Source organism: Streptomyces sp. NPDC033180, from assembly GCF_055577645.1.
This window is the reverse complement of sequence record NZ_JBVIPU010000002.1, coordinates 97,302-111,579: the sequence shown is the minus strand read 5'-3', so window position 1 is coordinate 111,579 and position 14,278 is coordinate 97,302. Positions and strand designations below refer to the sequence as shown.

The following is a 14,278-nucleotide window of genomic DNA, read 5'->3' as shown; positions in this document are numbered from 1 at the left end:
TGACCGGTGGGAAAGTGACGTTGCCGCACCAGCCGGGGGCGGAGCAATACGCGACGCCCCGGAAGCTCATCTCGCCGCCCCACGAGTCAGCGATTCCTGCCATCGACGGCCAGGAACCCCCGCAGCACGGCACGGAGTTTCGCTTCGCCAAGTCGCACACTCGGGGCGAGCCGGACGCAGCAAACCGTCAGGTGGCTGACCGCTACCGGTCCGGTCATGAGCCGATGCGCCAGCCGTTGCCGCATACGGCAGCGCAGAACTGACGGGGGCGCAGGAGCCAAGCCGCTGTCCATCAATGTGCCCTGGCAAGCCATGTGACGGCCTGCCAGGGCACCGGTGTACCCCGGCCTCTCGGAAGGCAAGTTGCGAGAGCACTGAGCTCACCAGCACCGCGGACGCCGGTCGGATACGGGGACCGGTATCAGGCCACTCCTGGCCATGCGGGGTCGACATGGGGATCACTTGAGATCGATTGAGTACGCGCTTCCGTCCAACTTCCAGCCGTCGGTGCCTTCGCCTATGTCGGCCAGGACGACGACATCGATGAAGTGGTCCTGGAAATCGTCGTGAGTCGGCTCGCCGGCCATCCACAGTTCCTTGACTCCGCGCCAGTCAGTCCGCCCCCGCGCGTACCGCAAACCCCCGACCTACCGCAGGGATCACCACATGTCACCCGCGACAACACTCCGAAGAGATCAGTAGGGACGGTTTGGCCCGAGCCTGGTACAGCTACGACGATGCCGCCGCCATGCGCCTCCGTAGTGGGGCCGGGCACGCCCCTCGCTCCCGTTTGCCACGGACCTCCGCCACCATCCTTTGACACCGAAGTAAGTCCGCCCAGGTCAGGCGATTGCGGAGGACCAAGTTGATGGTCAAAGGCAGAGATCGTCGTGAAACGCCTCCGGAAGAAATCGCCATAGACACGCTCCCTGTTGCCGCCCCCGAAGGAACGCAGGCGGCTGGCTTCTTCAGGCGCACAGCCTGACGTTGGACGAAGTGGTCGCCGTACCGCGGTGCGGCACGCGACGGTCAGCGGATGGGATGCCGGCAAGACCGAGCCGCGACGCCGGATCGCGACGCATACACCCTCCTGCTCAAGCAACTCGCCATAGCTCTACCCCGCTAGTGCTCCGTCGCCCCTGAGGACACGACGCCTCCGTGGGCTGCCCCCCCAGAGCGAGAAACGTGTACCGCGTACCCCTGCTCATCTGCCGTGACGTAGCAGGAAAGCGATTGACGCCGCGGGTGTCGTTCGTGAACCATTTTGGCCCGTGACGACGAACACCGATCACGACCAGCCTGCCCACGGGCAAGACACGACGGCCGACCGTCCGCTCGCCCTGATTACCGGGGTGGGCCGCACCGCCGGTATCGGCGCGGGGATCGCCCGTCGGCTGGCCGCGTCGGGGTGGGACAGCGCTTTCACCTACTGGACCCCCTACGACGACCGTATGAGCTGGGGCAGCGAGCCCGGCGCGACCGAAGTGATCAGCCGGTCTCTGGCCGAACACGGTGCCTCCACCACCGCCATCGAGGCGGATCTCACCGACCCGGACACCCCGGCACGCGTCTTCGACAAGGTCGAACGGCAGATGGGCCATGTCACCGCGCTGGTGATGAGTCACTGCGAGTCTGTCGACTCCGGGCTGCTCGACACCACCGTCGAGAGTTTCGACCGGCACTTCGCTGTCAACGCGCGCGCCACTTGGCTGCTCATTCGCGAGTTCGGCCGCCGCTTCGCCGCGGAAAGGGGAACCGGCCGGATCGTCAGCCTCACCAGCGATCACACCGTTGGCAACTTGCCCTACGGGGCGAGCAAGGGGGCCCTGGACCGCATCACCCTGGCCGCCGCTCACGAACTCGCCCACCTCGGTGTGACGGCCAACGCGATCAACCCCGGGCCGATCGACACCGGCTGGATGCCCGAAGAAGTCCGGGAACACTGCGTGCGCAGCACCCCACTTGGCCGGCTGGGCACTCCGCAGGACACCGCGCACCTGGTGGACTTCCTGTGCTCCAGGGAGGGCGAGTGGATCAACGGTCAGCTGCTGATGAGCAACGGTGGCCTCGCGTAGGCACCCACAGTCCGAAGCCCGATTCTCAAGCGCTCCGCGCGCGGTCACGCCAAGCGGTTACCCCAATAGGGGAGCAATGTGGCGGAGGCTGGGCACCTTGGTGGTGATGCTGTGTGTACTGGGGGTTGAAGGTTGGCCACGGCTGATCAGATTGATCGGTGTTGTCGAGACGGGGCGTCAGTGGATACGTGGTCGGCACCGCCGCAGCTCGGGAGCCGGCCTGCCGGTCACGAGTTCGTCTGCGACGAGTCGTCCGACGGTGGGGGCCAGGCTGATGGCGGAGTGCATGACGGCCACGTAGACGGATCGATCACGTGTTGCATATCCAATGACGGGTCCGTGCGCGGGCATTGGGCGCCTGCCAGTGCGATGGCCCAGCAGACGGCATTGATCGCTTCCCTGGAAGGCCGTCTTCACGTGCTGGAAGGCGTCTTGAGCGGCCTGTTCAAGCTCTGGCGATGTGCCTTCAGCTCGCGGCACGACCAGCAAGAGGGTGCCGTCTCGTACCTCTCGCACCTCGAAATCAGGGCGGGCCACGATGGTCTTGACCAAGCCCGGCGCCGCTGTGACTCGCGCGAGGGTAGCCGGGGAGGCGGCGATGTCCAGGTCGGCCGGTAACCGCTCGCAGAGCTTGGGGATGTTGGTTCCGGCCGTGAGCACGACGGTGGCGGCGGCGTGCAGCCCGGTCGAAGTCAGAACTCCCGCGACGCTTCCGTCGGTCACCTGCAAGGAGGTAACCGCGGTGTCGTGGAGCACAGTTGCTCCGTGGGCACCGGCGTCTGCCACGAGTGCGTGGACCAAGGCCGTTGGGTCGACGCCTGCATCGCTCGGGGTGTGGATGGCCTGGTCGGGCGGGTGTCGGAGGTTGGGCTCCAGGGCTGCGATGTCGCTGCGTCCGATGCGGAACTGACCTGGCTTTGGCCGTGAGTTCTCAGCCGGTGTGCCGGCCCAGGACAGCGAGCCGGTTCGTCGGACGGTGACATGGGGCAGTTCGTTCTCCAGGCGTCGGTAGTCCGCCTGGACGTACTCACGAAGGTCTTGCGCACCACCGGGCCAATGGCCCCCGGGGCCTCCGATCCAGGCGAAGGAGTCAGCGGTGACCCCGGTGGCCGGGGCAGGTCCTTGCTCGAGGAGGGTGACCGGGACGCCCCGACGGGCGAGATGGTAGGCCACTGAGGAGCCGACGATTCCCGCACCGACAACTACAACGGATGACATGGGGTCCCTTCCGATGGGGCAACAACCGTTCAGGCCGTCGCTGGAGGCGTAGAGAAACAGCCTCTTGGCTTCGTTCACTTTGAGCGACAGCGTTTGTCGATGGGCTCGAATCCCGTACGACCGAAAATCTGGCGCTTCAGTATCGATGAACAAACCCTTGACCCGTAGGTGTTGCGCAGGCTTCATTTGCGTCTTGCGAGATGGATAGGAGCATCGCATGGGGCGCTTGGAGCCGATCGAACCGTTAGCGGTCCCACTCTCGGATGGGGTGGTCGCTGTGAGGTTCCGGCGTGAGTCAGATCTGCGTGCGATCGCGGCGGCGAGCCATGACCCCGGTACGCGTCGCTGGCTGAACGACACACCCATGGATGAGGCCGCTCGCAGCACGAGCATGGGCCGTGTTGAAGAAGCCTGGCGAACCGGACAAGCGGCGCCCCTGGTGATCGCCGACGCCGTCACGGAAGAGCCCATCGGGATCATCAACCTGCAGTTCCGGGCCGATGACGTGGCAACCGTCGCTTACAGCGTGTTCCCTGCCCATCGTGGCCTGGGCATCGCCCCACGGGCCGTTCAACTGGTCGTGGGTTGGGCCTTGAGGGAGCTCGAGTTGACCCAGATCCTGCTTGAGGCCGCCGCGGAGAACACGGCCTCGGTCAGGGTCGCCGAGAAGTGTCAGTTCCTGAGGATCAACAGCCGAGTTGAGGAAAGCGCAGAGGGTCAGCACACGGTGATCGTGTTCGCCTGCACGAAGATCTGATCTCGTTTGCAGAGCTCTGGTCCACTTCGGACATAGCCTCCCGGATCCGGCGCCCGGGCGCCTACGGTGGGCGTGGGCTCCCCGTGCCCTGGGTCGGGCTGAGATCCATGCTTTTGCGGTTCCCGCGGCCTGCAGGTCGGCAAGCGGAAAGCACCCCTAGGGTGTGCATCGAGAAGGTCCACCGATCGGCCCGGAGATGCCATGCCCCTGCAGATGAAGTTGGGTGCGATAACACTCGACTGCCCTGATCCGTTGGTTCTGGCGGCGTTCTATCAGCAGGCCACTGGCCTCGGACCTCACCCGAAGTCGAACGCCGACTTCGCCGGTCTCAACCGTGAGGACGGACTCTTCATCGGCTTTCAGCGGGTCGACGACTACAGAGCTCCGAGCTGGCCCGACCAAACCGTTCCCCAGCAGCTTCACATCTGCTTCAACATCGAGGTCGAGGACGACCTGGACGAGGCCGAGGCCCAACTGCTGGAGCTGGGTGCGGGCAAGCCTGACCACCAGCCCCATGATGAGGCCAGGGCACGGGTCTTCACTGATCCGGCTGGGCATCCCTTCTGCCTGGTCAGACGCTGACGGCGTGTACTCGGCCTGCTAGCCAGCCAGCCAGCTCTGTGCTCGCCGTGCGTTCTGAACTCACTTTGTTAAGGCTGCTGTTGCCTGCCGTCAGCTGCAGGTGCAGGTGCAGGTGCAGGTGCCGATGGTCTCGGCGCGGAGTTTCCTGTCACTGAGGTCGACGGCGGAGACAAGGCAAAAAGCCACAAGCCACAAGCCACAGGCCACAGGCCACGGAGTAGCGTTCCGGCATGACGTCAGCGCTGCCCCAGTTTCCGCCGCATCCAATCCGTGGCGTGCGCATGCTGCACCAGAAGCAGAACTGCGCACCGCACTTCGCGGAGATAGAGGTGGATTTCGAGCCCGCGGTCGAGGGCTTCGCCTTCGAGGTAGCCCAAGAGATGACCTTGGAGTACGAACCTGCCGAAGACCTGCCGCGCTTCTTCGCGGCTGCCGCCGAGGGTATCGAGGAGCAACTGAGCTTGCCCGAGCATGGAGTCCTGATCGCCACTCGGGTGGTGCTGCGGGGTGCCCGCGCCGATACGTTCGGCTCTCACGAACTGGCGTTCAAAAATCGCGGGCTATCTCGCTGCCCGCAAGGCATTGGAGTCCACGAGGGGCCCGCGGCTCTGACCGGTGCTCTTCGCGACGGTGGGCACGTCAATCCGCACTGTCAGCCGGGCCTGGTGTCGGCGCCGCTTGTAGGCAACGACGATGCCCGAGGGTTCGTGTCCGCCCCTGAACACGTACGCCTGACCCGCCTTCCCCATCGGCACCCAGTCAGGACCATCGCCGGCGGCATGTCGATGCGCACCCTCGGACTGGCCCGTGGTGACCATCGGAACCTGTCATGCTGAGCAAGTTCGATACGGTCCTCTTATCTTGTCGACCTCATATCTAGGGGGGTTTCGATGCGCGCAGGCGTCGTGGTCGCCGCGCAACCCGGGGTGGAGGATCTCGCGGTGCGAGCCGAGGAGTTGGGCCTGCACAGCTTCTGGGTCAACGACAGCCCGATGGTCCACGGCGACCCCTTCATCGCCTTGGCCCTGTGCGCGAAGGCCACCCGTCGCATCCGGCTCGGGATCGGCGTGACCTCACCGGCGCTGCGCTCGGCCCCAGCAGCCGCGAGTGCTCTCGCGAGCCTCAACGCCCTGGCACCGGGACGGATCATCTGCGCGGTCGGTACCGGAAACACCGCCCGGCGCACCCTGGGCATGCGGCCGACCACGGCGGCCACGCTGGAGCACTTCACCGCCGCGTTGCAGGACCTTTGCGCCGGACGTTCGACCGAGCACCGCGAAGGCGACCGGGTCCGTGACATTCGGTTCCTGCACGCAGGCGCGCACGTGAACACCACCGACCCGATCGAGTTCGTCGTGGCGGCGCTGCTCGGACCGAAGGCAGCCGCCGTCGCCGGCCGCCGCAGCACCGGCCTCATCTCCTTCGGCCTGTTGGACTCCACCGCCTGGCACGCCCTGCACGACGCCCGCTACCACGCCGCCCCGGGCACGCCCGGCGATGCTGCCTCTCACGCGGACTCCTACCTGGTGACCGCGCTGCACATGCTCGACGAGGACGAGGACCCGCATGGCGACGCGGCCCGGGACGCGACGGGCCACCTCGTCCTGTCGCTGTTGGCCTTCGCCGCCGACACGGCCTCCGAGACACCTGCCGTCGCCGAGCAACTCGGCCCCGAGGTAGGCGAGGCAGTGCGTCGGCTCCTGGATCGACGCGGCACTACCGCCACCGCACCTGACCGACACACCAAGCTCTACCCCAACTACCTCGGACGTATCGCAGCGCAGGACCGGGACCTGGTTCTGCCCTCGCTGATGAACACCCTGGCCTTGGTCGGCACAAGCGACGACCTCGTCGCCCGCATCACCACCCTGGAACAGGCGGGTGTCGACGAACTCCTCATCCAGCCGGTGATCGACCCGTCGACCGAGATGGCCCAGCTCGCGAGGCTCCTCACCTGAGCGGAACCCGCCGGCCGCACGCACTCACCTGGTCGCCACCGGCCAGGCGATGTCCGGACGACAAGACCGTGGCGGTCCACTCGGAGGACCTGTTTCGAGCACACCGTGTCCGCGCTTCGGTCTCGCCCTGGCGGGCGCGAGCATGGGCTGAGCAGGCGGCCCGGGAACGGACTCAGCCACCCAGAGGGCCGCGGAGAGCGTTTCCGCCTCCATACCGAAGGCGATGACCTCGACGAGGAGACGCCGGATCTGGGCGACCGCGTCGTCCAGATGACTCTGGGACGGACTGTCGGCCGGTCTGCCGTCGGCCGCAGTCGTCACCTCGCTCAGGAGCAGGCCAGCGTCGTACACCATCTAGAGCGTGCTGCTGGTGAAGGTGACCACGAAGAACCTACCGAACGGCTTCAGCGCCACGTGCAAGCCGCAGGCCGCACTGCTGTAGGCGTCGTTGGTCTGGTTGATGAGCGGGCCGTGGTTCGGCGACAGCTGGCTGTGGAGCTCGTAGGATGCGTGGATGTCCAAACTGATACGGGGGAGCCGCCGTACGTGGGTTGCCGCGTGGGTGGGGTTGTGCGCGGCTGGCCTGGCCGCCGCCGCCGAACTGAACGCCTCGTCGGCGCCGGGCCCGCCTCCCGCTGAGCCCGTCAGCACCGAGTGTGCCGAGTACATCGCAGGCATCGAGATGCAACTGGACAAGGCAGAGCAGGAAGGCAAGGGAGACGGGGTGGTGGCGTTCTCGCGTATTCAGAACGGCGCTGGGGACGACTGCGACGACGTGATCCGTGACCACTTGCGTGGCAATCGGTGAGTCGCGGTGTCTGGCTCACCGTGATGGCTGGGCTGACCCTGGTCGGTGCCGGGCTGATCACTGTTGTGTGCGCCGGGTCGGAACCGGAGCCGCGGCCCGCACCGCCGCGGGTGTATTCCTCGTGTCTGGCGGCCGACACGGTGCCTGTGGATGACGACCCGTGCGACGGCCGCTGAAGACTGGCCGAGGGGCCGTCCAAAGGCTGATCGTGGGCCCGTCGCGTGCACGGGACAAGCGTGGGCCCGTCGCGTGCACGGGACCACATGCTCCAACCTTCGACGGCGTAGGAGCTGTTGTTTGCCCTGGTCGCTGCCCATTTACGCGAGATCATGAAGCGAACGCCTTCCGTACGCGCTTGGTACGCGACATGTGCGCTTCACGCTAGGGTCGGGGCAGGAGGTTCTGTATGTCCGAGCTGTTCGACGCGGTCGACGCGCTCATCGCGTCCCGCTCCCCGCTGCCGCCCCCGGCGGAGCGCAGGCGGTTGCGCCACGCACATGGCCTGACGCTGGACGAGGTGGCCGCCGCACTGCAGGTGCGGCGGGCGACGGTCAGTGGCTGGGAGACCGGCAAGACCGAGCCGCGGCTGCCCGAGCGTGACGCCTACGCCCGCCTGCTCAAGCAACTCGCCCAGCTCTACCCCGCCGACCCCAACGCCGCGGCGCCCGCGACGGACACGGCGGCTCCCAAGGCGCCTGCCGTCCCAGCCGCTCCTGCGTCAACGGCAGCGGAACCGCCCAAAGCCCGCACCGAACCCGCGGGCCCGATCCTGGAGCCTGCTTCCGAGAGCGCCGCCCTGCGTCCCGCCGCTGTACCGCATCCGGCGGCCACGACCAGGCCGACATCGCGCCGCCCGTCCGCGCGGGAGGCTGTCCCCGCCCGCACCCCGGCCCCGGCCCAAAGCACCGATGCGCGGTTCGAGAACGGCCCGCTTGCGGTTGTCGACGTCGAGGACGGGCAGGTGCTGGCGTACTGCACCGGCGGCCTGGTCCTGGACGTGCCCGCCAAGTCGATCCCGGCCCTGGTCGATTGGACGCTGCGCGAGGCGAAGCTCGGTCAGCCGAAGTTGGCCGGGCCTGGCAAGGATGCCGATCCGCTGCTCGTGTTCACCGAGGCCGCACTGGAGCGCTACGGCTTGCCCGTCGCGCTGACGGAGGAGGAGAGGCTGGCCGGGCGTATCCCGGAGGGCCACAAGGTCATCAAGCAGCTGGTCCGCGCGGACTGGAAGTTGACCAAGCGCGGGTTCGGGCCGTGGGCGCGGATCTACCGTCCGGCCACCGGTTCGGAGCGGGCCTGCGTGCAGCTGTGCATCCCGTCGTGGAACGCGCTCGACACCCGCCACTGGGGCGCCGCCGGGCAGTTGGCGCCCGCGGACCTCGCCCGGCTCCTGGGTGTGTACGCCACCCGGGTGATGACGCCGCGCGGTTCGACCGCCGTGACCGGCCTGGAGCTGATGACCGCGCTGCACCCGCCGACTCGTGCCTCCGAGCCGGACGCCGGCGGCAAGCGGCACTCCGAGCGCAACCCTGGCAGCCTGGGCAAGGATCCGGTGGACTGCGCGCCGTGCGAGGCCCCGGACGGGCACCCGTTGCTCAAGGATCTGCCGCGTTTCCACGTGCGCGGTCCTGCGGAGAAGCTGTTCGAGGAGGCGCACGACTGGGCGCGGCCGATGACGGATGCCGAGTGCACCCTGCGGCACCTGGTGGGCATCGACGTGAACATGGCCTTCGCCGCCGGCGCGAACGGCCTGGTCGTCGGCCTAGGTGCGCCGACGCACGTGAAGGCGCCGGTGTTCGATGCGAAGCTGCCCGGCTCGTGGCTGGTGGACCTCGGCCATGTGGACCTGTCGAGGGTGAAGGTCGGCAGGGACAAGTGGGCGGATCTGGACGCGAGTCTGCTGCCCAGCCCGTTCACGCCGAAGGGGGAGCACCCCGAGGGCCCGGCCTGGTACGCGACGCCGACCGTGGCGTACGCGGTGGAGCTCGGCTACGACGTCGTGCCGATCGAGGCGTACGTGCGCTACGAGAACGGCCGCTACCTGGACGGCTGGTACAACCGGTTGCGTGACGCCTTCCTGGCCACGATGGCCGACCTGGGCGTGGACGCGGACATGGCGCCCGCCGACTTCCTGGCGGCGATGGACGGCTACAAAGAGCGCGACCCGCAGCTGGCGATCGTCGTCTCGGCGGTCAAGGCGACGGTGAAGGGCGGCCTGGGCAAGCTGCGTGAGCGCCCGCGCGGGGAAGGCTGGCGGCCCGGCGAGCCGTGGCGGGCACTGTCCCGCCCGACGTGGCGGCCGGACATCCGCGCGGCGGTCATCTCCCGGACCCGGATCAACCTGCACCGCAAGATCGTGAAGCATGCCGCGTTCACTGGGCAGTACCCGGTCGCGGTCCTGTCCGACTGCGTCGTCTACGCGGCCGGAGGCACCAGCCCGCTGGACTTCCTGCCCTACCGGGACGGCAAGCCGCTGCCGGGCGGCTTCAAGCTCGGCATCAACCCGGGCCTGGTCAAGCATGAGGGCACCCAGAGCGTCCTGTGGGGTGAAGAGGTCCGCGAGCGGTTCAACGCCCCGGAGCTCAACCTCGCCCGGTACATCAAGGACGGCACCGTCACCGACGTCGACAATGGGGAGTAGGCAGGCATGAGTGTGTTCGGGGACGGCCTGGACGCCGCGGTGCAGAAGGCGTTCACCCGCCCGGCGCCCAAAAGTGCGGGCGCGCAGATGCGGTACCTGGTCAAGCAGCTCAAGGGCACCAAGGCGGTTGCCCAGATGCTGCGGATCTCCCAGCGCACCGTCGAGCGGTACGTGAAGGACCAGATCAAGAAGCCTCGCCCCGACCTCGCCGCGCGCCTGGAGCGCGAGGTGAAAGCCCGGTGGCAGCCACAGATCCGGGCCAAGGCCCGGCAGAAAGCGGCGACCACCGGTGGCATCGTCATCGACACACGCGCCCGCCTCGGCTACACCGCGCCGATCGGGACGACGGACCAGGACCGCATCCGGCACCTGACCGTCGCCCTGCCACCGCAGTACGCGGCCCGCCTCTTCGACGCCCAGGAGCAGGGCGCCACCGGCCAACAACTCCAGGAGATCGCCGCCGAAGCGCTCAGGGAGGTGTACTTCCAGGACAGCGGCCGCCGCGCCGGCCAGCTCGAAGAGGTGCGCTTCACCGACATCGAGCACCTCGAGTTCGACCTGTAGAAGAGACAGCCGGTTTCGTGTGCGGCGGTGAGGCGGGGGCTGCGGATGTGCGGGGCCCGGGATCGAAGCCGGGCGGTAGGCGCCACCAATACAGTGCACAGACCAAGCGGTTGGGGGGCCGGCTCGGATCGCGTACGGGAGCCGGGCGTTGGGGGTCGGCTGCGCGACTTGCGTGAACACGGCTCGGTCGGCCACCGAGTCGCGAAGACTGCTTCCATGAGTGACTCGGCGTGGATCGGTGCGGTCGCAGGAATTGTCGGAACAGCCACCGGCGGCGCCCTGACCATCTGGTCAGGGCGCTGGACTCACAGGGCACAGGAACGCTCCGCGCGCGTCGAACAGCAGCGGGCTCGCGCGGCCGCGGCCGCGGAGGTCGCACTGGCTGAACTCCTTGAGATCCATCGCGATTTCCGGAAGGCCAGGACGTCCGACGGAGATGAGTGGCAACAACGCCTTCGCTCCCTGCACGACCGCATTGCGAAAGTGCAAGTCCTCCTCCACAGCATCCCGGACACCAAGCTGCGCACCCGTGTAAGGGAAGACACGTTCTACATGCCTCTCTCCCCGCCCGACGACAGGCGGACAGGAAGCGAACAGCGGGTCGCCATCATCGAACTGTGCGCCGACGCCATCGCCTGCCTCGGCGCCTTCCTCCGAGGCGAGGAACTGCCCTTACGAAGCGCCAGGGTTGAGGACACACGCAATCTCTGGCCTGAGTGGAAGCACAACGACGACAGCCACTTCTATATGTGGGAAGTCGACGATGTTGACTCGTTCGATTGAGCATGCCTGGGGCATCCCGGGCGCCGGTGGCTGCTTCTGCGATCGCTGCCGAGCCTGCTGGTCAGCTGAACGGCATGAACGAGCTCGGAACCTCGCCTGGCCGCCCGCCGATCAAGACCGAGAAACTCGGGCAGCTGCGCCTCGACGCTCGAGGGCGCTCCAGGGCGACCACGTGTTCGCGACCGACGGCCAGATGGCCCCAGACCAGGCCCTACGCGCCTGGGCGCCGGGCTGGAACCCGCCTGGGCCACCGGCGACGAGGTCTACGGGCGAAGCAGCGAGCTGCGCGCGGTGTTCGAGCACCGCGGAATCGGCTACGCCTTCGCTGTCGGCTACGTCTACGCCACCGGCCGCGACTTCCAGATCACGCCGCCGTCGCCACCTTCGCACCGTGATCACACGGCGAATCCAACGGGCCCCGGACCTCGCGTTCCACCTGGCTCGGTCCGATCGGCGATGAAGCCACCAGGCCCGAGCCCGTTGACACCACTACCGCCCCGCCTCGAACTCATGAAATGACTGTGCGTACCAGGCTGCCAGTCCGATGGCCGTATCAGATTCGTTGGGCGCGCAACGCCTGCGACAGCGCGTTCACGGTCACGCCCACGATGGCCAGGAGTTGCGCCGGGCTCGCCCCGGCTCTGCTCATGACGGCGAGCGACTGGTTCACAGCCGCCGCGTGTACAGCGAAGGCTTCGGCGTCCTGGTCGGTCAGTCCGCCGGCCTTCAGCGCGGTTCGCAGGCGCAGGCGCTGCAAGCCGAGCGCCTGCTCGGCGTGCGCTGCGACGCTCGGACTGAGCACGGGGATTGCCATGGCTGACTGGGCAATCAGGCATCCATCAGGTAGTTCGGGATCGGCGATGCGCTCGAGGGTGACGTCGAAGAACGCACGAACAGCGGCAACGGGTTCCGAGGCTGCACCCGATAGGGCGGTGTCGTACTTCTCGCCATAGCGCGCGGCGTAGAGATTCAGGCAGCGCAGGAAGAGCGTGTCCTTGTCGCCGAGGGAGGAGTAGATGGAACTGCGGTTCAGGCCGGTGGCCCGAGACAGATCGTCCAAAGAGGTGTCGGCGTAGCCGTCGCGCCAGAACTGGATCATCGCGGCGTCGAGCACCGCGTCCATGTCGAACTGCTTCTTGCCTGCCACGCGGCACTTCCTTGCAGATGCGTCGATGGTTCGGAGGCTCGGAGGTTCGGACTGTGCTGCGCACCATTCTATCTTGAACTGTCCAGTTCAAGATGTGTAGCCTTCAAGCGTGGTCATGGCTGCCAGGCATACCGCGCACTTCGCGACCGCGCGAGTAACACACCACGTGGTCCCAGCCACCGCCCTCAGCGACATCGTCCCAACCAACCGACTGCACACCTGACACCGATGGAGGCTTCCCGTGACCAGCCCAGCAGCCAGCACTCCGCATGTCTCCGAAAGCAACCCCATCCGCGACCTGCCCCTGCAGCATCTGGCCGGATTCACTCACCGCTGGGTCGACGCGGACGGCGTCCGCCTTCATGCCGTCGAAGGCGGACAGTCGAGCGGTCCGGCCGTCGTCCTGCTCGCCGGATTCCCGCAAACCTGGTGGGCCTGGCGAAAGGTGATGCCCGACCTCGCTCACCGGTTTCACGTCATCGCGATCGACCTGCCGGGGCAGGGCCACTCCGAGCGTCCGGAGCGCGGCTATGACACGCACGCGGTCGCCGCGCACGTCCACGCCGCCGTGAAGGCTCTCGGGGTGTCGACTTACTCCCTGGTCGCCCATGACATCGGCGCCTGGGTCGCTTTCTCCCTCGCCCTCAACTTCGAGAGCCACCTGCGCGGGGTCGCTCTGCTCGACGCCGGAATCCCCGGTATCACTCTCCCGGAGGCGATTCCCACCGACCCGGATCGAGCGTGGAAAACCTGGCATTTCGCGTTCCACCTCGTGCCCGACCTGCCCGAGACGCTGCTTGCCGGCCGCGAACGCGAGTACGTCGGCTGGTTCCTGAAGGTGAAGGCCCTGTCTCCCGGCACGTTCGACGACGCCGAGATCGACCACTACGCGGCGGCCGTCGCCGTCGACGGCGGCCTGCGCGCCTCCCTCGCGTACTACCGAGACGCCGCGGAGTCAGCGCGCAAGAACCGCGAGACGCTCAAGGGGCGGCACCTGACTGTGCCGATCCTCGGAATCTCCAGCAGCCACGGCTCCGTTCCGGACATGGCCGCCTCCATCAGCCCATGGGCCGACAACACCACACGAATCGTCGTGCCCGACGCTGGACACTTCATCCCCGACGAGCAGCCCGAAGCAATCGTTGCCGCGATCACAGACTTCATCGGCGAGGTTGACTGACACCCGTCGAACCTGCCCGACGCGCCGCCCAAGGCCGCGCGAAACTCAGACCACGAAGTCCGAATGCCGGACTGGAGCGTGTATCGAAAGTGCTGCCATGCGCCTGAGCTGTGTGCGCGGGCTGAGTGCAACTCGGTGGCGCCTGGAGTGGAAGTGAGCCCGAGTCCAAGAAGATCAAGAACCGAATCCATCTCCAGCCCACGAGCCCGACGGACCTCCTGCTCGGCCTTCTGCTTGGCGCTGTCGGCGGCGCAGCCGGCAGTCTGATCGGGCCAAGTCCCTCTCGTTCTCGTTCGTCTCGGACGGTGAGGCGGCGGTAGCCAAAGAGCCCACCGGGCGGCGAGTAGGCCGCGGATGAGCGGTTTGAGGGCGAGGCTGTCGTGCGTGTTCGCGCCGGACACGGCGACGGCGAGCGGGATGCCCTGGGCCACCACTTTGCGGACGAGCAGCGAACGACGTCAGCAACGATGCTGCCAGCTCCCGACGTCAGCAACGATGCTGCCAGCTCCCGACGTCAGCAACGATGCGGTCAGCTCCCAGAGTTCATCAGGAACCAGACGCTTCGCTA

General features: G+C 67.4%; 15 protein-coding genes. 10 read left to right on the top strand and 5 right to left on the bottom strand.

The features are described 5' to 3' along the window. Positions 1 to 458: 458 nt before the first annotated feature. On the bottom strand, positions 459 to 587 hold the full coding sequence (locus ACZ5WE_RS07095; protein WP_467684972.1) for a hypothetical protein: 129 nt from the start codon (positions 585 to 587) through the stop codon (positions 459 to 461). A 684-nt stretch (positions 588 to 1,271) separates the two neighbouring features. Here ACZ5WE_RS07095 and ACZ5WE_RS07090 point away from each other — a divergent pair. Next, entirely contained in the window at positions 1,272 to 2,075 is an 804-nt protein-coding gene (locus ACZ5WE_RS07090; RefSeq protein WP_467684973.1) for an SDR family oxidoreductase, read from the top strand. A 177-nt stretch (positions 2,076 to 2,252) separates the two neighbouring features. On the opposite strand, the gene ACZ5WE_RS07085 is transcribed toward ACZ5WE_RS07090, so the two are convergent. Next, complete coding sequence (locus tag ACZ5WE_RS07085; RefSeq protein WP_469157286.1) at positions 2,253 to 3,293, bottom strand: NAD(P)/FAD-dependent oxidoreductase; 1,041 nt, start codon at positions 3,291 to 3,293, stop codon at positions 2,253 to 2,255. Between the two features lie 217 nt (positions 3,294 to 3,510). Between ACZ5WE_RS07085 and ACZ5WE_RS07080 the strand changes: the two genes are divergently transcribed. The 4 genes from ACZ5WE_RS07080 to ACZ5WE_RS07065 all read left to right on the top strand — a co-directional run bounded on the left by ACZ5WE_RS07080 (position 3,511) and on the right by ACZ5WE_RS07065 (position 6,590). Beyond that, a complete protein-coding gene (locus ACZ5WE_RS07080; protein WP_467684977.1) occupies positions 3,511 to 4,050 on the top strand; it encodes a GNAT family N-acetyltransferase in 540 nt (179 codons plus the stop codon). A gap of 201 nt (positions 4,051 to 4,251) precedes the next feature. Next, on the top strand, positions 4,252 to 4,632 hold the full coding sequence (locus tag ACZ5WE_RS07075; protein ID WP_467684979.1) for a VOC family protein: 381 nt from the start codon (positions 4,252 to 4,254) through the stop codon (positions 4,630 to 4,632). A gap of 230 nt (positions 4,633 to 4,862) precedes the next feature. After that, the gene (locus ACZ5WE_RS07070) at positions 4,863 to 5,468 is read left to right on the top strand and encodes a hypothetical protein (protein WP_467684980.1); all 606 of its coding nucleotides are present in this window, start codon (positions 4,863 to 4,865) and stop codon (positions 5,466 to 5,468) included. 54 nt (positions 5,469 to 5,522) lie between these two features. Beyond that, a complete protein-coding gene (locus ACZ5WE_RS07065) occupies positions 5,523 to 6,590 on the top strand; it encodes an LLM class flavin-dependent oxidoreductase (RefSeq protein ID WP_467684982.1) in 1,068 nt (355 codons plus the stop codon). 24 nt (positions 6,591 to 6,614) lie between these two features. On the opposite strand, the gene ACZ5WE_RS07060 is transcribed toward ACZ5WE_RS07065, so the two are convergent. Further along, the gene (locus ACZ5WE_RS07060; RefSeq protein ID WP_467684984.1) at positions 6,615 to 6,944 is read right to left on the bottom strand and encodes a hypothetical protein; all 330 of its coding nucleotides are present in this window, start codon (positions 6,942 to 6,944) and stop codon (positions 6,615 to 6,617) included. Beyond that, on the bottom strand, positions 6,945 to 7,112 hold the full coding sequence (locus tag ACZ5WE_RS07055) for a hypothetical protein (protein WP_467684986.1): 168 nt from the start codon (positions 7,110 to 7,112) through the stop codon (positions 6,945 to 6,947). On the opposite strand from ACZ5WE_RS07055, the gene ACZ5WE_RS07050 reads away from it, so the two are divergent. The 4 genes from ACZ5WE_RS07050 to ACZ5WE_RS07035 all read left to right on the top strand — a co-directional run bounded on the left by ACZ5WE_RS07050 (position 7,105) and on the right by ACZ5WE_RS07035 (position 11,383). Further along, positions 7,105 to 7,398: a hypothetical protein gene (locus ACZ5WE_RS07050; RefSeq protein ID WP_467684987.1), complete on the top strand. Its 294-nt coding sequence runs from the start codon at positions 7,105 to 7,107 to the stop codon at positions 7,396 to 7,398. The two genes, ACZ5WE_RS07055 and ACZ5WE_RS07050, sit on opposite strands and share 8 nt — an antisense overlap. 406 nt (positions 7,399 to 7,804) lie before the next feature. After that, a complete protein-coding gene (gene tap / locus ACZ5WE_RS07045; protein WP_467684989.1) occupies positions 7,805 to 10,036 on the top strand; it encodes a telomere-associated protein Tap in 2,232 nt (743 codons plus the stop codon). Between the two features lie 6 nt (positions 10,037 to 10,042). Beyond that, positions 10,043 to 10,600 (top strand): telomere-protecting terminal protein Tpg, encoded by a 558-nt coding sequence (tpg, locus tag ACZ5WE_RS07040; protein ID WP_467684990.1) that lies wholly within the window; start codon positions 10,043 to 10,045, stop codon positions 10,598 to 10,600. 216 nt (positions 10,601 to 10,816) lie between these two features. Further along, entirely contained in the window at positions 10,817 to 11,383 is a 567-nt protein-coding gene (locus tag ACZ5WE_RS07035; protein WP_467684992.1) for a hypothetical protein, read from the top strand. Between the two features lie 553 nt (positions 11,384 to 11,936). On the opposite strand, the gene ACZ5WE_RS07030 is transcribed toward ACZ5WE_RS07035, so the two are convergent. Continuing rightward, positions 11,937 to 12,530: a TetR/AcrR family transcriptional regulator gene (locus ACZ5WE_RS07030; RefSeq protein WP_467684994.1), complete on the bottom strand. Its 594-nt coding sequence runs from the start codon at positions 12,528 to 12,530 to the stop codon at positions 11,937 to 11,939. A 241-nt stretch (positions 12,531 to 12,771) separates the two neighbouring features. Here ACZ5WE_RS07030 and ACZ5WE_RS07025 point away from each other — a divergent pair, with 241 nt between their 5' ends. Then, on the top strand, positions 12,772 to 13,710 hold the full coding sequence (locus ACZ5WE_RS07025; protein WP_467684996.1) for an alpha/beta fold hydrolase: 939 nt from the start codon (positions 12,772 to 12,774) through the stop codon (positions 13,708 to 13,710). Positions 13,711 to 14,278: the final 568 nt, after the last annotated feature.